The sequence below is a fragment of the Amaricoccus sp. W119 genome (assembly GCF_047275745.1).
GTDB lineage: Bacteria > Pseudomonadota > Alphaproteobacteria > Rhodobacterales > Rhodobacteraceae > Amaricoccus.
In genome coordinates this window covers 13407-32654 of the sequence record NZ_JBKQWU010000012.1, presented here as the reverse complement: position 1 = coordinate 32654, position 19248 = coordinate 13407, and the positions used below count along the sequence as shown (strand labels likewise).

Below are 19248 nucleotides of genomic sequence, written 5' to 3'. Positions count from 1 at the left end.
GCCGCGGGCTTGACGCGGATCACATGGCTCCCCCCCTCCGCCGTGCTAGGTAGAGCCCCATGCTCAAGCTACGCGACCTCGCCAAGACATTCCCGACCGCCCAGGGACCGCTCGCCGTGCTCCGGGGCCTCTCGCTCGATCTCGCCGCCGGGGAGAGCCTCGCGCTGACCGGCGAATCGGGCAGCGGCAAGAGCACGCTCCTGCATCTCGTCGGCGGGCTCGAAAGGGCCGATGCGGGACGGATCACCATCGCGGAGGCCGAGGTGACCGGGCTCGACGATCGCGGCCGGGCGCGGCTGAGGCGCGAGACCGTCGGCATCGTCTTCCAGCAGTTCAACCTGATCCCGAGCCTCGATGTCGCGGCGAATCTCGCCCTTCAGGCCCGGCTCGCGGGGAGGCTCGACCCCGGATGGCTGGCGGAACTCGCGGACCGGCTCGGTCTCGCCCCGCTCCTCGACCGCTACCCCGAGCAGCTCTCGGGCGGCCAGCAGCAGCGCGTCGCGATCGGCCGGGCGCTGGCGGGCCGGCCGCGGCTCATCCTCGCCGACGAGCCGACCGGCAATCTCGACGAGGCCACGGGCGACGCCGTGCTCGATCTCCTGCTCGGCCTCGTCACTGAGAGCGGCGCGGCGCTCATGATGGTCACGCACAGCGAAAGGCTCGCGGCGCGGCTCGACACGCGCGCGCATCTGCGCGCCGGAAGGATCGACGCCGGCGGAACCGATCCCGGTGCCCGGACGGCCGACCGTGGCGGGACGGCGACGGAAGCGGCCGGCAAGCGGCCGACCGCGCGGGAGCCGGTCGCATGACCCGGGCGGTCGCCGCGGCGCTCATGAGCTACTGGCGGCGCCACCCGCTGGAGCTCGTCACGCTGCTGGTCGGCCTCATGGTCGCCACCGCGCTCTGGAGCGGGGTGCAGGCGCTGAACGCCGAGGCGCGGCGGAGCTACGCCCAGGCGGCGGAACTCGTCTCGGGCGGGCAGCGGATCGAGGCGCTGGACGGCCAGCGCTTTCCGCTCGTCGATTACGTCGCGTTGCGCCGGGCGGGGCTTCGCGTTTCGCCGGTGCTGGAAGGCGACTGGCGCCCGGGCGGTCAGGCCTTCCGCCTCGTCGGCGTCGAGCCGCTGAGCCTGCCCCGGGGCGCCGCGCCGATCGGGGAGGACGCGGCCGACCTGCCCGCCTTCGTGCTGTCGCCGGGCCGGGCCTTCGCCGCGCCGGCGACGGTGGCCGAGTTGGCAGGTGTGCCCGGCGTACCTCCCCTCATCGCCTCCGACACGGTTCCGCCCGGCACGCTGCTGCTCGACATCGGACGGGCGGCGGAACTGCTCGGGCTGCCCGAAGCCGTGTCCTACCTGCTCGCGCCGGAGGGAGTCGCGATACCGCCGGCATTCGTCGACCGGCTGGCCGTCGTGGAGGGCGAAGGGGACGATCTGGCCCGCCTGACCGACAGCTTTCACCTGAACCTGACCGCCTTCGGGTTCCTGAGCTTTCTCGTCGGGCTCATCATCGTCTACGCGGCGATCGGCCTCGCCTTCGAGCGGCGCAGGCCCATGCTCCGGACCTTGCGCGCGCTCGGCGTTCCCGCGCGGGATCTGGCCGTCGCGCTCCTCATGGAGATCCTCGCGCTGGCGCTCGTCGGTGGCGCGGCGGGGATGGTCGGCGGGTATCTCATGGCGGCGGCGCTGCTCCCGGATGTCGCGACCTCGCTGAACGGGCTCTACGGCGCGCATGTCCCGGGAGAGCTGACACTCGAACCCGGCTGGTGGCTGGCCGGGCTCGGCATCGCGGTTCTCGGCGCGCTGGCCGCCGCGGGCGACAGCCTGTGGCGCGCCTTCCGCCTCGGCCCGCTCGCCGCCGCGCGGCCCGAAGCCTGGCACGGCGCGCTCAGACGGCGGCTCGCCTGGCAGGCCGGCGCGGCGCTGCTGCTCGGGCTTGGCGCGCTGGCCCTGCTCGCTCTCGGCGACTCGCTGCTCGCGGGTTTCGCGCTGATGGGAGCGCTCCTGCTCGGCGCGGCGCTGCTGCTGCCGGGGCTGGTCGCGATCACCCTCGCCTGGCTCGGCCGGCGGGCGAAAGGGCCAGTGGCGCAATGGCTCCTCGCCGACGGCCGCCAGCGGCTCGGCGGGCTCTCGCTCGCGCTCATGGCGCTCCTGCTCGCGCTCGGCGTCAATGTCGGGGTCGGCACGATGGTCGAGAGCTTTCGCGCCACCTTCCTCGGCTGGCTCGACCAGCGGCTCGGGGCCGAGATCTACCTCTCCGCGCCGGACGCGGCGACACGCGAGAGCGTCGAGGCATCGCTCGCCGCCGCCCCCGGCGTGACCGCGCTCCTTCCGATCGGCGCGGCGCGGAGCCGGGTCGCCGGCGCGCCGCTCGAGATCTACGCCTTCACCGACGATGCGCTCTACCGCGACGGCTGGCCGCTGCTCGCGACGCTCGATGCCCCCTGGGACCGGGTGGCGCGCGGCGAGGGCGTGATGGTGAACGAGCAGCTTTCCCGCCGCGCCAGTCTCGCGCCAGGCGATCCGATCGCGATCCCGACCGCCACCGGCCTCTGGCAGACCCGCGTCGCGGCGGTCTATTCGGACTACGGCAACCCCGAGGCTCAGGTGCTGGCTCCGCTTCCGGAGGTCACGGCCCGCTGGCCCGGCCAGGGCGCGCGCCGCCTCGCGATCCGCGCTGAAGCGGAGGCGGTTCCCGCGCTCGTCGCCAAACTCCGCGCGCGGGGCGATCTCGACGTGACCGACCGGACCGGGCTGCGCGCCTCCGCCGCGCGGGTCTTCGACAAGACCTTCGCGGTGACGCTCGCGCTCAACGCGCTGACGCTGATCGTCGCCGGGATCGCGCTCCTCACCGGACTGCTCACGCTCGCGGAGCAGCGGCTCGGCCAGCTGGCGCCGCTCTGGGCGCTCGGTCTCACGCGGCGGCGGCTCGCGGCGATCGAACTCGGGCAGGCGGTGGCGCTCGCGGGTCTCACCGCGCTCGCGGCGCTGCCGCTCGGGCTCGCGGTCGCGACGGTACTGACGGAGATCATCAACCCGCGCGCCTTCGGCTGGCGGCTGCCGCTCCTCGTCTTCCCGCTCGACTGGGCGCGGCTCTTCGGCCTCGCGCTCGCGACGGGAGCACTCGCCGCGCTCTGGCCCGCGCTCCGCCTCGCCCGCGCGGCGCCGGCCGATCTCATCCGGAGGTTCAGCGATGAACGCTAAGGCACTGCTTCTCGGCCTTCTCCTCCCCGTGATGACCCAGGCCGTGACCACCCAGGCCGTGATCACCCAGGCGGCCGCCGCGCAGGGGTTCGCCGGTCTCGGACGGGACGCCGCCGATTATATTCCGGTCACCGCCCCCGCCGCCCTGTCCTTCCCGCGCGATCACGGCGCGCATCCCGGATTCCGGATCGAATGGTGGTACCTGACGGCCAATCTCACCGGCCCGGACGGCGAGGAACTCGGCGCGCAATGGACCCTGTTCCGCCAGGGCCTGTCGCCCGGGCCGGAGACCTCGGGCTGGGGCAGCAACGCGGTCTGGATGGCGCATGCCGCGGTGACGACCGAGGAGACGCACGTCTTCGCTGAGACCTTCGCCCGCGGCGGCATCGGCCAGGCCGGCGTCGTGGCCGCGCCCTTCGCGGCCTATATCGACGACTGGTCGATCCGGGGCGCCGATCCGGTCGGCGAGGCCGACACGCTGGCCGAAATCTCGATCGAGGCCCAGGGCCGCGACTTCTCCTATGATCTCCGCGCCCGCGCCGTCCCGCCGCCGGTGCCGCAGGGCGAGGGCGGCTTCAGCGTCAAATCGGAGGCCGGACAGGCCTCCTACTACTACAGCCAGCCGTTCTACACCGTCACCGGAACGATCCACCTCGGCCCCGACACAATTCCCGTCACCGGCACCGCCTGGCTCGACCGCGAATGGTCGAGCCAGGCGCTCGCCCCGGACCAGCGCGGCTGGGACTGGTTCGCGTTGTCGCTGGCTTCGGGCGCGCGGGTGATGCTCTTCGCGCTCCGCTCCGACACCGCGGCACCCTTCCTGAGCGGCACCTGGATCGCGCCCGACGGAACGCCGACCCCGCTCGCCCGCGACGAGATCGCGCTCACGCCCCTCAACGAGACCCGCGTCGCCGACCGCCGCCTGCCGACCCGCTGGCGCGTTGAAGTGCCCCGATTCGGCCTCGATACCATCGCCGAGGCACTCAACCCCGCCGCCTGGATGGGCACGGTCTATCCCTACTGGGAGGGCCCGATCCTGCTCGACGGCGGCGCCGCGGGCCGCGGCTACCTGGAGATGACGGGTTACCGCTGACGCCCCGCAGGACCACGCGGCGAGAACTGGCAGCATGGGCGCCCCGCACGGCCGCCCGGCATGGACAGCGGCGGGAGATGGGGCCAACATGACGCCGGGAGGAGCTCGAATGCACGAGACGATCGAAGAGAGCATCAACGTCCTGGGGGGCCCGCTCAAACCCTGCGCCTTCGACCCGATCACGGGATTCTACCGCAACGGCTGCTGCGACACCGGCGCCGAGGATCGCGGCGCGCACACCGTCTGCGTTCGCGTGACGGAGGAGTTTCTCGGCTTCTCCCGGTCGCGCGGCAACGACCTCTCGACGCCGCGTCCCGAGTTCGGTTTTCCGGGCCTCCGACCCGGCGATCGCTGGTGCCTCTGCGCGGAGCGCTGGAAGGAGGCGTGGAAGGCCGGGGTCGCGCCGAAGGTCATCCTGACGAGCACCCATCGCGCGACGCTGCGCCACGTTCCGATGGAAGCCCTGCTCGCCAATGCGATGCCGATCCCGGCCCGGAATACCTGACGGCGAATACCTGACCGCCGACACCGGACCGGGGAACACCTGGACCCCGCCCGGCGCCGCTTGGAACCCCTCGCCCGCGCGGCTATAAGCGCCCGCGAGAACCCCGAGCGAGGACAGCCATGCGCACGGCCGAGATCAGCCGCGAAACCACCGAGACCAGCCTCACGGTCCGGATCAATCTGGACGGCGAGGGCAAGCATGACTGCGCGACCGGCGTGGGCTTCTTCGACCACATGCTCGACCAGCTGGCGCGGCACGCGCTCATCGACCTGCACGTGCGCGCGAAGGGCGATCTGCACATCGACGATCACCACACGGTCGAGGATGTCGGCATCGCGCTCGGCCGCGCATTGGCCGAGGCGCTCGGCGACAAGCGCGGCATCCGCCGCTACGGCTCCTGCCATCTCGCGATGGACGAGGCGCTGGTGCGCGCCGCGCTCGACCTCTCCGGCCGGCCGTTCCTCGTCTGGAACGTCGATTTCCCGACCGAGAAGATCGGCGCCTTCGACACGCAGCTTGTGCGCGAATTCTTCACCGCCTTCGCGATGAACGGCGGGATCACGCTCAATGTGGCCAGGCTCGATGGCGCCAACAGCCATCATATCGCCGAGGCGGCCTTCAAGGCCGTCGCCCGCGCGCTTCGCGAGGCGGTCGAGCCCGACCCGCGGGCGAGCGGTGCCATTCCCTCGACCAAGGGCACGCTTTCGGCATGACGACCGCGATCATCGACTACCAGAGCGGCAACCTGCACTCGGCCGCCAAGAGCTTCCAGCGCGTCGCGGCCGAGACCGGCGCCGGGCCGATCCTCGTCACCTCGGACCCCGAGGCGGTCGCGCGGGCGGAGCGGATCGTGCTGCCGGGCGTCGGCGCCTTCGCCGATTGCCGCGCGGGGCTGCTCGCGCGCGACGGGCTTTTCGACGCGGTCGCGCGCCGCGTGCGCGACGAGGGCGCGCCCTTCCTCGGCATCTGCGTCGGCATGCAGATGCTCGCGACCTGGGGTCGCGAGTTCCAGGACACGCCGGGCTTCGACTGGATCGGCGGCGAGGTGGCGCGGCTGTCACCCGAAGATCCCGCCTGCAAGATCCCGCACATGGGCTGGAACGCGCTGGAGATCGCGGCCGCGCATCCGCTTCTCGACGGGATCGCGACCGGGGATCACGCCTATTTCGTGCATTCCTACCACTTCGTGCCCGACGATCCGGCCACCCTGCTGGCCCGGGTCGATCACGGCGGGCCGGTCACCGCGATGATCGCGAAGGGCAATGTCGCCGGCACGCAGTTCCATCCGGAGAAGAGCCAGACCACGGGTTTGCGCCTGATCGCCAATTTCCTGCGCTGGACGCCCTGATCAGGACCGTCAGTTCACGCGGGTCCAGACCTGGGAGCGGCACAGCAGTGTGACGCAGCCCCGGACCTTCAGATCCCCGCCCTCGAGCCACATCGACCCGGCGTAGTTCTTGCCGTTGTCCGGCGCGACGATGGTTCCGGAGCCCCAGCTTCCCTGATCATCCGGGATCATCCCGGTCATCAGCGTCTGGCCCACGAGATCCGTGCGCTTGGTGTTGTGCGTCGCCTCGACGGTGCCGCAGAGCGCGTCGCCGCAGGGCGCGATGCGCACGTCGAGAAACGCGCCCGTCTTGCCGACCGCCTCGGTTCGCCAGAGGCCGACGGGCGATTCCGCCTGCGCCGGCGCCGGCAGTGGCAGCAGGACGGCCAGGGTCAGGATGGCCAGAGTCAGGATGGGCAGCGCGGCCAACAGGGACGCCGCCAGGACAGACGACGACGGCACGGGCGGGGCGGACAAGAATCGCCTGATCATGGTCTCCCTCTCTTGACGCCGAACCCTATCCCTTGGTGGCCGTTCGTCAACGTCGCACAAGATCGCATCGGCGAAACATCGCCGCGCGGGCGCCGCCGTTAGGCCGGTGTCAAGCATAACCGGTGTCAAGCATGACGGGTCCCAATCCGCCGGACGAGATCGACGGAGCGCCCGATGGCCAGACTGACCTTCCTCGAAACCTTCGACATCCGCGACCTGCCGGCCGCCGTTCCCGAGACGCGCCCCGGCGGCGGATTGAGTCTCGTCAGCGGCGCGACGGCCCTGACGCTCACCGGCGCGCTGGCGGCCTACCGGCCCAAACTCGCGACGGCGGTTCCGCTCGAGCAGGGTGAGCTCACCCGCGGCGACGCGCTGGTCGTTCGGGTCGAGGAGATCGGCCTTGCTCCCGTTCTCCTGACCGGCAAGACCGGCGCCGCCTTCGCCCGCGAACTGCTTTCGGACGACGACCGCATCATCGGCGCGCGCGGCGACGACCGGCTCCTCGGCTTCGCCGGCGACGACCGCGTCACCGGCGGGCGCGGCGCGGATGTCATGACCGGCGGCGGCGGAGCCGATGTCTTCCGCTTCACCGCGCTCAGCGACTCGGTGGCGGACAACCCGGACCGGATCACGGATTTCCGCTCCGGCCGGGACATGATCGACCTTCGCGGCATAGACGCGGAGCACGGCGTCATGGGGGATCAGGCCTTCGACTTCATCGCCGGAGCGGGTTTCTCCGGAATGGCGGGCGAGCTTCGCTGGACCGGGCGCGCGCTGGAGGCAGATGTCACCGGCGACGGCGTCGCTGATTTCGCGCTCCGCCTCGGCCGCGCGCATATGCCTGAGGCGGACGACCTGCTGCTCTGACCCCCCTCTGATCCAACGCGGAGGGAACCCCGGCTCTCGGATCACTCGTGGCTCCAAGCCCTTTTGCATTCCGCCGCGGCGCGGGCTACGAGGGGCGCGACCGATACGGGAGCGCCGCGATGATCCTCTACCCCGCGATTGACCTCAAGGATGGCCGCTGCGTCCGGCTCCTGCGCGGCGACATGGAGGCGGCGACGGTCTTCGGCGAGGACCCGGCCGCGCAGGCGCGCGCCTTCGTCGAGGCCGGGTGCCGCTGGCTGCATCTGGTCGATCTCAACGGCGCCTTCGAGGGCCATCCGGTCAACGCCGCCGCCGTCGAGGCGATCCTCGCCGCGACCGATGTGCCGGCGCAGCTCGGCGGCGGCATCCGCGACCGGTCAACGATAGACATGTGGCTCGGCCGCGGCATCGCCCGGGTGATCCTCGGCACGGTCGCGGTGCGCGACCCCGATCTCGTGCGCGAGGCCGCCGCCGCCTGCCCCGGCCAGATCGCGGTCGGGATCGACGCGCGCGGCGGCAAGGTCGCGGTGCAGGGCTGGGCCGAGGAAACCGAACTGGAGGCCATCGACCTCGCCCGCCGCTTCGAGGACGCGGGCGTGGCCGCGATCATCTATACCGACATCGACCGCGACGGCGCGATGGAAGGGCCGAACGTCCCCGCCACCGAGGCGCTCGCCCGCGCGGTCTCGATCCCGGTGATCGCCTCTGGCGGCGTTTCCTCGATCGAGGACTTGCGTGCGCTGAAGGCGCTCGACATCCTCGACGGCGCGATTTCCGGACGCGCGCTCTACGAGGGCAGGATCGACCTCGGCGAGGCGATCCGGCTGCTCGACGCCTGAGGAGGAGAGAGATGACCTTCGAAACCTGGCTCGCCTTCGTCGCCGCCTCGGCGGTCCTGCTCGTGATCCCGGGGCCGACGATCCTGCTCGTCGTCTCCTATGCGCTCGGCCGCGGCTGGAAGGTCGCGGCGCCGGTCGCGACCGGCGTGGCGCTCGGCGATCTCACGGCGATGACGCTCTCGATGCTCGGCGTCGGCGCCCTGCTCGCAAGCTCCGCGACGCTCTTCACGCTGCTCAAATGGATCGGCGCGGCCTATCTCATATGGCTCGGAGTCAAGCTCTGGCGCGCCGGGACGAAGCTCGACACGAAGGCGCGGACCGACGCCGGTGGGGCCGCGCGGATGCTCGGTCATGCCTGGCTGGTGACGACGCTCAATCCGAAGTCGATCGTGTTCTTCGTCGCTTTCCTGCCGCAGTTTCTCGATCCTTCGCGTCCCTTCTGGCCGCAGATGGCCGTCTTCGAGGCGACCTTCGTGACGCTCGCCTTCGCGAATGCCTTCGGCTACGCGATCCTCGCCTCCCGCGCGCGGAGGCTCGCGTCGAGCGAGCGCGCGATCCGCGCCGTCAACCGCGCCGGCGGCGCCGCGCTGATCGCCGCCGGCACCGCCGCCGTCACCATGCGGGCGGCGTGATGCTGAAGACGCGGATCATCCCCTGCCTCGACGTGCGCGAGGGCCGCGTCGTCAAGGGCGTCAATTTCGTAGATCTGATCGACGCCGGCGATCCGGTGGAGGCGGCGCGCGCCTATGACGCGGCGGGCGCGGACGAGCTCTGCTTTCTCGATATCGCCGCGAGCCAGGAGAACCGGGGCACGCTGCTCGACCTCGCCTCGCGCACGGCGGAGCAATGCTTCATGCCGCTGACCGTCGGCGGCGGCGTGCGCACGCCCGAGGATGTGCGCGCCCTTCTGCTCGCGGGCGCCGACAAGGTAAGCTTCAACACCGCCGCCGTGGCCAATCCGGATGTGGTCAATGCGAGCGCGACCAGGTTCGGCGCGCAATGCATCGTCGTCGCGATCGACGCCAAGACCGTCGCCGAGGGCAAGTGGGAGATCTTCACCCATGGCGGCACGCGCCGCACCGGCATCGACGCGGTCGCCTTCGCGCGCGACATGGCGGCGCGGGGCGCGGGGGAGATCCTCCTGACCTCGATGGATCGCGACGGGACCAAGGCGGGATACAACCTCGCCCTGACCCGAGCCGTCGCCGACGCGGTCCCGATCCCGGTCATCGCCTCGGGCGGCGTCGGCACGCTCGACCATCTGATTGAAGGCGTGACCGAGGGCCATGCCTCCGCGGTGCTCGCGGCCTCGATCTTCCACTTCGGGACCTATTCGATCGGCGAGGCCAAGGCCGCGATGGCCGCCGCCGGCATCCCCGTGAGGCCGGTCTCATGAGCGACGTTCTCGCCCGCCTGGCCGCCACGATCGCGGCGCGCGCCGAGGCCGATCCCTCGACCTCGCATACCGCGAAGCTGCTCTCCAAGGGCGTGGGCAAATGCGCGGAGAAGTTCGGCGAGGAAGCGGTGGAGGCGATCATCGCGGCGGCGGAGCGCGATCGGACCAACCTCACCTACGAGGCGGCGGATGTGCTCTACCACCTCCTCGTCATGCTCCGCGCCGGCGGGGTCGAATGGACGGAGGTGCTGACGGAACTCGAACGGCGCGAGGGCGTCTCGGGCATCGCGGAGAAGGCCGCGCGGCCGTAGGCCGGACAGGCCGCGCGGACGCGCCCGGCCTTCGGCGGCATCATCCGGCCCTCTCCTCTCAGCTCATCGAGGGGCCAGATCCGTCTCTCAAAGAGATGATCCGGCAACGCCGTACATGCTTTTGCGCGACAGCGCGGTCGGCCTTGATCTCCGCGAACGACGCCAGCGCGGCGCGGGCGGCCGTGGAGCGTGGAGCGTGGATTGTGGGTCCGGCGCACAGCCACGCGGGCACGAGGTCCGCTCTTCGGGGAGCGCCGTCGTCGTTCCCGGCGGAGCGGGCCGGGCGGGTGTGTCGGCCCCGACCGCATTCCCCGTCCGCTCAGCCGCAGTAGACGCGCGTGACCACGTTGCCGGAACCGATGATCACCGTCATGCGGCGCTCGTCGCCGATCGGTCCCGCCGAGGATCCGACGGGAACGACGCGGGTGTTCCGCGGCAGTTCGGTCACATTGAGAAGCTCCGTGGTTCGCCCCACGAGGTTCTGGTTCCTGACCGCGCCACAACTGTCGCTGCCCATGTTGCGTGCCAGGCTCTGCGCCTGCCGGCCCGCTTCCGTATCGCAGCCCGACAGGACGAACGCCCCGGCGAGACCGAGGCAGGTGGCGGCGAACCATCGTGACATAGCGTATCCTCCAATGACGGGGCCTCGCGCGAACCGATAAGGCGCTGACCCCAAATCACAAGCGCGGAAGCCGGCTTCCGGTTCCAGCCTCGCGCGCGTCATGAGAGGGGTCCGGCATGGATCCGCTTGGATCATCCTTTGGTTGATTGCCGCATCCCCGAAAGCGAGCGGACCAATGGCCGCCCGATCGGGCGGCCATTTCTGATTGCGCTGGATCGGAGCCCGCTCGACAGCGCGGGGGCGGAAGGGGGTGGCGGGATCAGTCGGGAACCGTACGCAGATAATCCTCGACCTCCGCGACGGTCGTGGCATGGATCGCCGACGGGGGCGTCGACATGGCCGCGGCCGGCGGGGGTGCCATGTCGGGCAGCTGGTGGGCGATGCCCTTGTGGCAGTCGATGCAGGTCCGCTCTCCGGTGAAGAGGAAGCGTTCATGCGCCTCGACCGCGCGCTGGCTCTGGCGCGTGATGTCCATGGAATCCGCCGAGTGGCAGTTGCGGCATTCGAGCGAGTCGTTCGCCCCGAGCCGCGCCCATTCGTGCTCGGCCAGCGTCAGCCGGTGCTCGAGGAACTTCTCGCGCGTGTTGATCGTGCCGAAGATCTTGCCCCAGACCTCCTTGGAGGCCTGCATCTTGCGCGCGATCTTGTCCGTCCAGTCATGCGGCACGTGACAGTCCGGGCAGGAGGCGCGCACGCCGGAGCGGTTGGTGTAATGGATCGTCTGCTTCAGCTCCACGAAGACATTGTCGCGCATCTCGTGGCAACTGGTGCAGAACTTCTCGGTATTGGTGATCTCGAGGGCGGTGTTGAAGCCGCCCCAGAAGACGATGCCCATCAGGAACCCGCCCAGCGTCAGGAAGCCGAGGCTGTAATGCACGCTCGGCCGGCGGATGATGGTCCAGGTCCGCTTGATCCAGCGCCACATCACGGCGTCCCCGATGTGGGGCTCGAGCCGATGACCGCGTCGACGTCCTGGAAGGTGTTCTCGACCAGCGGCTCCGTGTCGGCCTGCGGCACATGGCATTGCGTGCAGAAGAAGCGGCGCGGCGTGACGGCGGCGAGAACCTGTCCGTCACGGTTCATGAAATGCGTGACCGAGACCATCGGCGCCTGGCTGACCTCGACCGCCGTCCGACTGTGGCAGGTCAGGCATTTGTTGACGTTGAGATCGATCTGGTAGTTGTCGATGTGATGCGGGATCACCGGCGGCTGTTCGGGCCAGTTCCGGACCTGGCGAATGTCGGAATTGACCACCGAGGGGATCGGCGGGGGCGTGGCTTCCACGTCGAGAGGCGTGCCGTGCCGAAGCCCGCCGATGCCGCCGTCCTGGGCGAAGGCGGCCGTGGTGGCGGCTAGGAGCGTGGCGATGAAGAGGGTCCTGCGCATGACGGGCCTCACGCGGCTTCGATGCGGACGGCGCATTTCTTGAAGTCCGTCTGCTTGGAGATGGGACAGGTCGCGTCGAGCGTGACCTTGTTGATGAGCTGCCGCGCGTCGAACCACGGCACGAAGACGAGGCCGCGGGGTGGCATGTTGCGCCCGCGCGTCTCGACCCGTGTTTCCATCTCGCCGCGCCGCGAGATGATCCGGACCGCGGAGCCGCGGCGCAGGTTCATCTCCGCGGCGTCGTCGGGGTGCATGTAGCAGAGCGCGTCGGGCACGGCGCGGTGAAGCTCGGGGACGCGCTGGGTCATCGAGCCGGAATGCCAGTGTTCCAGCACCCGTCCGGTCGCGAGCCAGAACGGGAACTCCTCGTCGGGACTCTCGGCCGGCGGCTCGTAGGGCAGCGCGAAGATGATCGCGCGGCCGTCGGCGTGGCCGTAGAACTTGTAGGCCTTGTCGCCCGCGGCATAGGGATCGGTGTCGCGGTTGAAGCGCCAGCGCGTCTCCTGGCCGTCCACCACCGGCCAGCGCAGACCCCGGACCTGATGATACATATCGAAGGGTGCGAGATCGTGGCCGTGGCCGCGCCCGAAGCTCGCATATTCCTCAAAGAGCCCCTTCTGGATGTAGAAGCCGAAGGCGTCCGCCTCGATGTTCTCGGTGTCGAGAGCGTCGCCCTCGCGCTGGAAGGCATCGACCTGGCCATTGGCGAAGAGCACGTCGAAGAGGGTCTTGCCCGCGTAGTCCGGCGTGATGAGCTCGGGCGGCCAGACCTCCTCGACGGTGAAGCGCTTCGAGAACTCGACGAGCTGCCAGAGATCGGATTTCGCATCGCCCGGCGCGGTCACCATCTGCCGCCAGAGCTGCGTGCGCCGCTCGGCATTGCCGTACCCGCCCTCCTTCTCGACCCACATCGCGGCGGGCAGGATCAGGTCGGCCGCGAGGCAGGTATTGGTCGGATAGGCGTCGGAGACGACGATGAAATTATCCGGGTTGCGATAGCCGGGCAGCCCCTCCTCCATGAGATTGGCCGCCGCCTGGATGTTGTTGTTCACCTGCACCCAGTAGACGTTGATCTTGCCGTCCTTCAGGTCGCGGTTCTGCTGCACGGCGTGCGAGCCGACCCAGTCGGGGATCGTTCCCGGCGGCAGCTTCCAGAGTTCCTCGGCATGGGCGCGATGCTCGGGATTGGTCACCACGAGATCGGCGGGCAGCCGGTGGGCGAAGGTCCCGACCTCGCGCGCGGTGCCGCAGGCCGAGGGCTGGCCGGTCAGCGAGAAGGGCGAGTTGCCGGGATGGGCGATCTTTCCCGTCAGCAGATGGATGTTGTAGACGAGATTGTTCGCCCAGGTGCCCCGGGTGTGCTGGTTGAAGCCCATCGTCCAGGTCGACATCACCTTGACGTTCGGATCGGCGTAGAGTTCCGCCAGTTCCTCGAGCCGCGACGCCTCCACGCCGCTCATCTCCACCGCGCGTTCGAGCGTGTAGTCGGAGACGAATTTCGCGTAATCCTCGAAGGTGATCGGCTGGGCGTCGTTGGCGTCCTTCGCATGTTCCGCCGCCTGTTCCAGCGGGTTCTCGGGCCTGAGGCCGTAGCCGATATTCTCGTTGCCGTGCTTGAAGTTGACGAAATCGGTGACGAAGGCCTCGTTGACCTTACCCGTCTCGATGATGTGGTTCGCGATATAGTTCAGGATGGCGAGGTCGCTCTGCGGCTTGAAGATCATCGGGATGTCGGCGAGATCGAAGCAGCGGTTGCGGAAGGTCGAGAGCACCGCGACCTTCACATGCGGATAGCTGAAGCGCCGGTCGGTGATGCGGGTCCAGAGGATCGGATGCATCTCCGCCATGTTCGCGCCCCAGAGCACGAAGGCGTCGGCGGCCTCGATGTCGTCGTAGCAGCCCATCGGCTCGTCGATGCCGAAGGTGCGCATGAAACCGGTCACCGCCGATGCCATGCAGTGCCGGGCGTTCGGATCGAGGTTGTTCGAGCGGAACCCGGCCTTCATCAGTTTCGACGCGGCATAGCCTTCGTAGATCGTCCACTGCCCCGAGCCGAACATGCCGACGGCGCGCGGACCCTTGTCACGCAGCGTCGCCTTCCACTTCTCGGCCATGATGTCGAAGGCTTCGTCCCAGCTGATCGGCGTGAAGTCGCCGTCCTTCGCATATTCGCCGCCGCGCATCCGGAGCAGCGGCTGGGTCAGCCGGTCCTGGCCGTACATGATCTTGGAGAGAAAATAGCCCTTAACGCAGTTCAGGCCGCGGTTCACCTCCGCCTCGGCATCGCCGTGCGTCGCGACGACCCGGCCGTTCTTGGTGGCGACCATGACCGAGCAGCCGGTGCCGCAGAACCGGCAGGGTGCCTTGGCCCAGCGAAGTCCGGTCAACGCCGCGTCCGTAGTGAGGTTCTGGGCGGCCGCCGGCACCGGCAGGCCCGCGGCGACCGCGGCCGCCGCGACCGCCTGTGCCTTGATGAGGTCGCGTCGGCTGATCCCGGGCATGGGGTGGCTCCTTGGGTAAGTTTCAGGCGTCCGATTGATGGAAGACGAGCGCGACGTTCACGACGCCGTCGAAGCGCTGCATCGCGTTCATCGCCGCGACGATCTCGTCCTCGTCGCGGGTTTCAAGGGTGACGATGATCTTGCCGGACGGGTCCGTCATCGCCACCTCGGCGACGCTGAGGCGGGCGATCCGCGCCGCGACGGCCTCCATCCGATCCGGGTGGGCCCGGACGATGAGGCTCGAGATGTGCCCGAATGACTCGTCCGGGAGCCCGAGAATGCCCCGGCGGGAGAGTTCGTTGCTCGCGTTGGCTGGCATTGTTCCGCTCCTCGGCCCGCTGGCCGCTCCTCAACCCGTTGGCGGTCCGAGGACGAGCTGGGACATCCAGATCAGGAAGCCGAAGCCGCCGACGACCGCCACGCTGAGAACCGGGAACAGAACGACGGCCAGGAGGAAGAACGCGAGACGCTCCTCGGCTTTGCTGGCGATATGGCTGTGCTCGTTCATCCTTGAGTCTCAATGCGCTAAAGGTGATGCCGGGAGCGTACCGCCGATCCGGAGTTCGGTCGAGGCACAATGGGCGTTTCGCGAGCAGTCCGGGGAGCGGACGTAAGAAGGTCTATGACAGACCCCCCACACCCAAGGGACGTCTGGACCGCGCATCTCGGGAGTACTTCATACTGATTTTATGGAATAATTCTGATCTCGATCAGATCGGCCGCCCGCGACCGAGGCAAGACGGCGCGGTTAGAATTTCTACGATGAATCGCGCTCCGTGCTTATTCGATGATCGTTACTCGCGCATGACGGGAATGCGTCGCTCATCGGCTTCGCGACCGGCGATCGCCACCATCGGCCCGTCAACGCCGCGGGTCCCCGACCCCTGCCCCGCCGCTCTCCGGCGGCCATCCGCCGAAACGGATGAAGGCCGGGCGGGTGCCCGGCCTTCGCGGTTCGATCCGATGATGCGGGTCGGCTCAGTTCATCGCGTCGATCTGATGCGGCATGACGTAATGCCACCAGCGGCGGGGTTTCGTCTGGCGGCGGACCAGCTCGGAAAACTGGCCGCCGTAGATCGCAAAGTATCCAAGCATAGCGGTCTCCTTTCTGCCAGGTTGGCTTGTCCCGAATATCGAGCCGGCCACCCAGGACCACAACCGCCATGACTTCAATGCTGCATTGCAGCGAACGCAGATCGCCGCGCTGGTAGCAGGCCCCGGTATCAGGCGGCTTCCCGATGCGGCCGCACACCCATGCGCAGATCGAAGAGCCCGTAGGCGGCCACGACGAGGAAGCAGAGACCGGGCACGATATAGGAGAAGGCGGCCCCCTGCGCGTCCATCACCGCGCCATGGACGAGCGGCATCAGCGCGCCGCCGAGAATGGCCATCACGAGACCCGCCGCGCCGAACTTGGTATCGTCGCCCAGCCCATGCAGCGCGATGCCGTAGATGGTCGGGAACATCAGCGACAGGCTCGCCGAGATCATCACCACCGCCCAGACGCCGCTGACGTTGGGGCTCGCCATGGCGTAGAAGCTGAGCGCCGTCCCGAGCACCGCCATCAGCGTCAGGAGCACCGCCGGGCGCAGATAGCCCATCAGCCAGACCATCACGAAGCGCGAGACGAGAAAGACCATGAGGCTCGCCTGCAGGTACCAGCCGGCCTGCGCCTCGTTGCCGCCGATCGCCTCCATCACGTACTGGATGGTGAAGGTCCAGACGCAGGTCTGGGCGGCGACGTTGAAGAACTGCGCGATCACACCGAAGCGGTAGTGCCGGTTGGCCATCAGCCGGCGCAGCGTCGCCATGAAATGGACCTCGTGCCCCTCGGGCGTCAGCTCGCGCTTGGTCGGCATCGGGATGAGCGCGATGGCGATCCAGATCGCGACCAGCACGAAGGCGAAGCCGACATAGGGCACCATGACGGCGCTGAGCTCATCCACCTGGATCGCCTGGAGCGCCTCGGGCGCCATCGCGGCCCGCTCCTCCTCGCTCGCCGGGTTGAGCCGCGGCAGGATCAGCGTCGCGGCGAGAAAGACGCCGATGTTGGTGCCGACCGGATTGAACGCCTGCGCGAAATTGAGCCGCCGCGTCGCGTTATGCTCGGGCCCCATCGCGATCACGAAGGGATTGGCCGAGGTCTCGAGAATCGACAACCCTCCGGCGAGCATGAACAGCGCCAGCAGGAAGAAGCCGAAGGTCATCGCCTGCGACGCCGGATAGAACAGGAAGGCGCCGAGGATCGCGCAGCCGAGCCCGACCAGCACGCCCGTCTTGTAGGAAAACCGGCGATTGATGAAGGCCGCCGGCAGGGCGAGGCAGAAATAGGCGCCGTAATAGGAGAACTGGACGAAAGACGCCTGCAACGTGCTCATCGAGAAGATCTTGGAAAAGACCTTCACCAGAGGATCGGTCATGTTGGCCGCGATCCCCCAGGCGGCGAAACAGGTGACCAGAAGGATGAAGGGAAGCTTCATCCCCTCGTTCAGGTATCTTGCTTTGTCGGACATGTTTCTCTCCGCCCTCGGGTGTGTCTTTTTGTCGCTCCCACGGGTTTTTGTCCTCCCTGGCGGAGGCGAGGTAAAGCGAAAAGGCGGATGGAGGCTCGGTTTTGCCCGGGTCCCGCCGGAACGCCGATTCTCGCGTGACGATCAGCGGTCCCCGCGGCCGGGAGCCGCGGCGGCGCCCCGCCGCTTCGCCGCGGCCGCGGGGACGAGCGCATGGAAGACCGCGTGGATCACTCCGGGCAGGACACAGGCGGCGGAGACGCAGGCCAGGGCGGCGAAGCCGTACCGCTCGAAGACCGGCTTGAAGATCGCGGTTCCGAGCGACATGGCGCCGTAACTCGTCGCGGTATAGAGGCCGAGGATCGCACCCCGACGCGAGATGTCGCTTGCCGTCAGCGCCCCGACCAGCAGGTTGAGCCCGAGATGGTTCGCCCCGCCCCAGACGACGCAGAGGCCCAGGATGGCGAAGGCGTTATCCGACATGGCCGCGAGGGCGAGATAGACCAGCATGAGGAAGCTGAGGACGGCCGGCGCCGCGTGAACGCGGCCGAACCGGTCGATGAGCCGGTCGAGCGGCGCGACACCGCCGAAGCCCATTCCGTAGGCCAGAGCCGTGAGGCCCGCCAGCGCCGTCGACAGGCCGAGCGTCCCGGTCAGATGCGCTCCGAGATAGGCGTAGAGCCCGTAGAAGGCGGTCATGAACCCGGCCACGAGCATGAGGAGCGCCGGCACCCCCGGGACCCGGAGCGCGCCGAACGGCGAAGCGGCGGAGCCCCTGGTCGCGGCGGCGCCATCGCCGTCCGGTCGCGCGGGCCGTTTCCGGCGCAAGAGCGTGAGCGCGGCGCAGACGCTCAGCGCGATCAGGGCCATCGCGGCGTAGACGAGGCGCCAGTGCACCACGTCCGACAGCGCCGCCGCCAGCGTCACCCCCGCGACGAGGCTCAGCGTCCAGCCCGTCAGCACCTTGCCGAGCGTCTCGCTCTCCCGGCCCGGCGGGGCGATCTCGGCCGCCAGACCGTAGATCGCCGGCAGCGCGACCCCCGCCGCCAGACCGGCGATCGCCTGCGCGGCGATCAGGGCGAGGACCGACCAGGCGCAGGCGCTCAGCACCATAGCGAGGACGAGCGCGGACAGCGCCATGAGCAGCGACGCCGCCAGTCCGATCCGATCGGCGCGGGGCGCGAGAAGAAGCGCGCTGATCGCGGTCCCGGCGCCATAGGCGGCGGAGGCGATCATCACGTCCGACGCGGCCGCGCCACCGAAGGACGCGGCCACATCCGCCGCGATCGGGCTCAGTGCCAGCGAATTCGCACCGACCACGCCGATGGCGAGAACGAGAGGCAGGATCACCGCGTCATCCAGCCGTGGCTCGGGGCGTGACTCCGGCCGTTCCGGCGCCGGGCCGCCCCCTGTCGGCCGTTTCCGTCCCGGGTGCCTCGGCCGCGGGTGTGAACTTCAGGCGGGAGTGGAACCGGGCCATCTCGCTCGCCGAGGGCGATTGGCCGGAGAAGATCTCCACATAGTGCCGGACCCGCGCCATCCGCGTCTCCTGGGCCTCCCGCGTCTGCAAGGCGATGTAGCCGATCTGGGTGAGATAGACGGTGCGGGCGTGCACATCGGCCCAGTCGGGGGGAAAGCCGAAACGCTCAAACAACTGCCGGATCGCGCCGAGGCGCCGCTCGTCGGCGGCGTTGACCCGCTCGGCCACCGCGTCGGACTGATGCGCCCAGCCGCGCACCGCGAAATCGAGCCTGGGATCGAACAGCGCCTCGTCGTGGAAGACCACGATCAGGTTCAGGATTCCCTCGGCGATGGTTTCGGCATAGGCGGCGCAGGCCTCGACGAAGGCGCCGGTGTTGCGCGCCTCCCAATCCTCCAGCAGCGCGTCCAGAAGCGCCTTCCGGTCGCCAAAGAACCAGTAGAAGCTCGTGCGCGAGAGCTTGAGCCGGTTCGCCAGCGGCTGGATCTTCACCGAATCGAGCCCGGTCTCGACCAGCGCCTGCCGCGCCGCCGCGAGCCAGACCTCCCGCGACCCGCGCCAGCCCGACGCCTTCCCGATCTCGCCGCCCAAATCGTCATGCCTGGGATCATCCATGGGCCCGACACTATCGGCCGCCTCCCCCGCCGGCAAGCAAAAATACACAGCATCGTTCTGTATCTTGACATCAGTGAACATTTTGGCGAATGATCCGCCAAGCCA

General features: G+C 69.3%; 21 protein-coding genes. 11 read left to right on the top strand and 10 right to left on the bottom strand.

All coding sequences use genetic code 11. The features are described from left to right. The first annotated feature begins 59 nt into the window (after positions 1-59). From ACLJK8_RS09070 to hisH, 6 genes are all read left to right on the top strand, one after another. The gene (locus ACLJK8_RS09070) at positions 60-809 is read left to right on the top strand and encodes an ABC transporter ATP-binding protein (RefSeq protein WP_413149874.1); all 750 of its coding nucleotides are present in this window, start codon (positions 60-62) and stop codon (positions 807-809) included. Continuing rightward, positions 806-3199, top strand: a complete 2394-nt coding sequence (locus ACLJK8_RS09065) for an FtsX-like permease family protein (protein ID WP_413149873.1) — start codon at positions 806-808, stop codon at positions 3197-3199. The genes ACLJK8_RS09070 and ACLJK8_RS09065 overlap by 4 nt, the downstream gene beginning before the upstream one ends. Further along, entirely contained in the window at positions 3189-4292 is a 1104-nt protein-coding gene (locus ACLJK8_RS09060) for a lipocalin-like domain-containing protein (RefSeq protein WP_413149872.1), read from the top strand. Before ACLJK8_RS09065 ends, ACLJK8_RS09060 begins: the two co-directional genes overlap by 11 nt. Before the next feature lie 109 nt (positions 4293-4401). Beyond that, on the top strand, positions 4402-4797 hold the full coding sequence (locus ACLJK8_RS09055) for a DUF2237 family protein (protein WP_413149871.1): 396 nt from the start codon (positions 4402-4404) through the stop codon (positions 4795-4797). A 119-nt stretch (positions 4798-4916) separates the two neighbouring features. Then, positions 4917-5510 (top strand): imidazoleglycerol-phosphate dehydratase HisB, encoded by a 594-nt coding sequence (gene hisB, locus ACLJK8_RS09050; protein ID WP_413149869.1) that lies wholly within the window; start codon positions 4917-4919, stop codon positions 5508-5510. Continuing rightward, positions 5507-6145, top strand: a complete 639-nt coding sequence (gene hisH / locus ACLJK8_RS09045; RefSeq protein WP_413149868.1) for an imidazole glycerol phosphate synthase subunit HisH — start codon at positions 5507-5509, stop codon at positions 6143-6145. The genes hisB and hisH overlap by 4 nt, the downstream gene beginning before the upstream one ends. Before the next feature lie 9 nt (positions 6146-6154). On the opposite strand, the gene ACLJK8_RS09040 is transcribed toward hisH, so the two are convergent. Next, complete coding sequence (locus ACLJK8_RS09040; protein ID WP_413149866.1) at positions 6155-6553, bottom strand: DUF2147 domain-containing protein; 399 nt, start codon at positions 6551-6553, stop codon at positions 6155-6157. A 237-nt stretch (positions 6554-6790) separates the two neighbouring features. Here ACLJK8_RS09040 and ACLJK8_RS09035 point away from each other — a divergent pair, with 237 nt between their 5' ends. The 5 genes from ACLJK8_RS09035 (at position 6791) to ACLJK8_RS09015 (ending at position 10029) form a co-directional block, all read left to right on the top strand. Next, complete coding sequence (locus ACLJK8_RS09035) at positions 6791-7483, top strand: M10 family metallopeptidase C-terminal domain-containing protein (RefSeq protein ID WP_413149865.1); 693 nt, start codon at positions 6791-6793, stop codon at positions 7481-7483. Positions 7484-7602: 119 nt separating this feature from the next. Continuing rightward, positions 7603-8322 (top strand): 1-(5-phosphoribosyl)-5-[(5-phosphoribosylamino)methylideneamino]imidazole-4-carboxamide isomerase, encoded by a 720-nt coding sequence (gene hisA / locus ACLJK8_RS09030; RefSeq protein WP_413149863.1) that lies wholly within the window; start codon positions 7603-7605, stop codon positions 8320-8322. Between the two features lie 11 nt (positions 8323-8333). Then, a complete protein-coding gene (locus tag ACLJK8_RS09025) occupies positions 8334-8954 on the top strand; it encodes a LysE family translocator (protein WP_413149862.1) in 621 nt (206 codons plus the stop codon). After that, positions 8954-9718 carry an imidazole glycerol phosphate synthase subunit HisF gene (gene hisF, locus ACLJK8_RS09020; RefSeq protein WP_413149861.1) on the top strand — a complete coding sequence of 255 codons (765 nt, stop codon included), beginning with the start codon at positions 8954-8956 and terminating at the stop codon, positions 9716-9718. Before ACLJK8_RS09025 ends, hisF begins: the two co-directional genes overlap by 1 nt. Further along, positions 9715-10029: a phosphoribosyl-ATP diphosphatase gene (locus ACLJK8_RS09015; protein WP_413149859.1), complete on the top strand. Its 315-nt coding sequence runs from the start codon at positions 9715-9717 to the stop codon at positions 10027-10029. The genes hisF and ACLJK8_RS09015 overlap by 4 nt, the downstream gene beginning before the upstream one ends. A 319-nt stretch (positions 10030-10348) precedes the next feature. Here the strand turns inward: ACLJK8_RS09015 and ACLJK8_RS09010 are convergent, their stop codons facing one another. The 9 genes from ACLJK8_RS09010 to ACLJK8_RS08970 form a co-directional block, all read right to left on the bottom strand. Beyond that, the gene (locus ACLJK8_RS09010) at positions 10349-10651 is read right to left on the bottom strand and encodes a hypothetical protein (RefSeq protein ID WP_413149857.1); all 303 of its coding nucleotides are present in this window, start codon (positions 10649-10651) and stop codon (positions 10349-10351) included. Positions 10652-10910: 259 nt separating this feature from the next. Next, complete coding sequence (locus ACLJK8_RS09005; protein WP_413149856.1) at positions 10911-11576, bottom strand: NapC/NirT family cytochrome c; 666 nt, start codon at positions 11574-11576, stop codon at positions 10911-10913. Then, positions 11576-12037 carry a nitrate reductase cytochrome c-type subunit gene (locus ACLJK8_RS09000; RefSeq protein ID WP_413149855.1) on the bottom strand — a complete coding sequence of 154 codons (462 nt, stop codon included), beginning with the start codon at positions 12035-12037 and terminating at the stop codon, positions 11576-11578. The genes ACLJK8_RS09005 and ACLJK8_RS09000 overlap by 1 nt, the downstream gene beginning before the upstream one ends. A gap of 8 nt (positions 12038-12045) precedes the next feature. Continuing rightward, entirely contained in the window at positions 12046-14538 is a 2493-nt protein-coding gene (gene napA, locus ACLJK8_RS08995) for a nitrate reductase catalytic subunit NapA (RefSeq protein WP_413149853.1), read from the bottom strand. A gap of 22 nt (positions 14539-14560) precedes the next feature. Next, positions 14561-14857, bottom strand: coding sequence for a chaperone NapD (locus ACLJK8_RS08990; protein WP_413149852.1), 297 nt, complete (start codon positions 14855-14857; stop codon positions 14561-14563). Positions 14858-14887: 30 nt separating this feature from the next. Beyond that, positions 14888-15046, bottom strand: coding sequence for a periplasmic nitrate reductase, NapE protein (napE, locus tag ACLJK8_RS08985; protein WP_413149851.1), 159 nt, complete (start codon positions 15044-15046; stop codon positions 14888-14890). 715 nt (positions 15047-15761) lie between these two features. Beyond that, complete coding sequence (gene fucP / locus ACLJK8_RS08980; RefSeq protein WP_413149850.1) at positions 15762-17051, bottom strand: L-fucose:H+ symporter permease; 1290 nt, start codon at positions 17049-17051, stop codon at positions 15762-15764. Between the two features lie 141 nt (positions 17052-17192). After that, on the bottom strand, positions 17193-18398 hold the full coding sequence (locus ACLJK8_RS08975) for an MFS transporter (RefSeq protein ID WP_413149849.1): 1206 nt from the start codon (positions 18396-18398) through the stop codon (positions 17193-17195). 4 nt (positions 18399-18402) lie between these two features. After that, entirely contained in the window at positions 18403-19143 is a 741-nt protein-coding gene (locus ACLJK8_RS08970) for a TetR/AcrR family transcriptional regulator (protein WP_413149847.1), read from the bottom strand. Positions 19144-19248: the final 105 nt, after the last annotated feature.

Bases quoted from the DNA above. Each gene is read 5' to 3' on its own strand.
- ACLJK8_RS09070 (WP_413149874.1), top strand. From the start codon at position 60: ATGCTCAAGCTACGCGACCTCGCCAAGACATTCCCGACCGCCCAGGGA.
- ACLJK8_RS09065 (WP_413149873.1), top strand. From the start codon at position 806: ATGACCCGGGCGGTCGCCGCGGCGCTCATGAGCTACTGGCGGCGCCAC.
- ACLJK8_RS09060 (WP_413149872.1), top strand. From the start codon at position 3,189: ATGAACGCTAAGGCACTGCTTCTCGGCCTTCTCCTCCCCGTGATGACC.
- ACLJK8_RS09055 (WP_413149871.1), top strand. From the start codon at position 4,402: ATGCACGAGACGATCGAAGAGAGCATCAACGTCCTGGGGGGCCCGCTC.
- hisB (WP_413149869.1), top strand. From the start codon at position 4,917: ATGCGCACGGCCGAGATCAGCCGCGAAACCACCGAGACCAGCCTCACG.
- hisH (WP_413149868.1), top strand. From the start codon at position 5,507: ATGACGACCGCGATCATCGACTACCAGAGCGGCAACCTGCACTCGGCC.
- ACLJK8_RS09035 (WP_413149865.1), top strand. From the start codon at position 6,791: ATGGCCAGACTGACCTTCCTCGAAACCTTCGACATCCGCGACCTGCCG.
- hisA (WP_413149863.1), top strand. From the start codon at position 7,603: ATGATCCTCTACCCCGCGATTGACCTCAAGGATGGCCGCTGCGTCCGG.
- ACLJK8_RS09025 (WP_413149862.1), top strand. From the start codon at position 8,334: ATGACCTTCGAAACCTGGCTCGCCTTCGTCGCCGCCTCGGCGGTCCTG.
- hisF (WP_413149861.1), top strand. From the start codon at position 8,954: ATGCTGAAGACGCGGATCATCCCCTGCCTCGACGTGCGCGAGGGCCGC.
- ACLJK8_RS09015 (WP_413149859.1), top strand. From the start codon at position 9,715: ATGAGCGACGTTCTCGCCCGCCTGGCCGCCACGATCGCGGCGCGCGCC.
- ACLJK8_RS09010 (WP_413149857.1), bottom strand. From the start codon at position 10,651: ATGTCACGATGGTTCGCCGCCACCTGCCTCGGTCTCGCCGGGGCGTTC.
- ACLJK8_RS09005 (WP_413149856.1), bottom strand. From the start codon at position 11,576: ATGTGGCGCTGGATCAAGCGGACCTGGACCATCATCCGCCGGCCGAGC.
- ACLJK8_RS09000 (WP_413149855.1), bottom strand. From the start codon at position 12,037: ATGCGCAGGACCCTCTTCATCGCCACGCTCCTAGCCGCCACCACGGCC.
- napA (WP_413149853.1), bottom strand. From the start codon at position 14,538: ATGCCCGGGATCAGCCGACGCGACCTCATCAAGGCACAGGCGGTCGCG.
- ACLJK8_RS08990 (WP_413149852.1), bottom strand. From the start codon at position 14,857: ATGCCAGCCAACGCGAGCAACGAACTCTCCCGCCGGGGCATTCTCGGG.
- napE (WP_413149851.1), bottom strand. From the start codon at position 15,046: ATGAACGAGCACAGCCATATCGCCAGCAAAGCCGAGGAGCGTCTCGCG.
- fucP (WP_413149850.1), bottom strand. From the start codon at position 17,051: ATGTCCGACAAAGCAAGATACCTGAACGAGGGGATGAAGCTTCCCTTC.
- ACLJK8_RS08970 (WP_413149847.1), bottom strand. From the start codon at position 19,143: ATGGATGATCCCAGGCATGACGATTTGGGCGGCGAGATCGGGAAGGCG.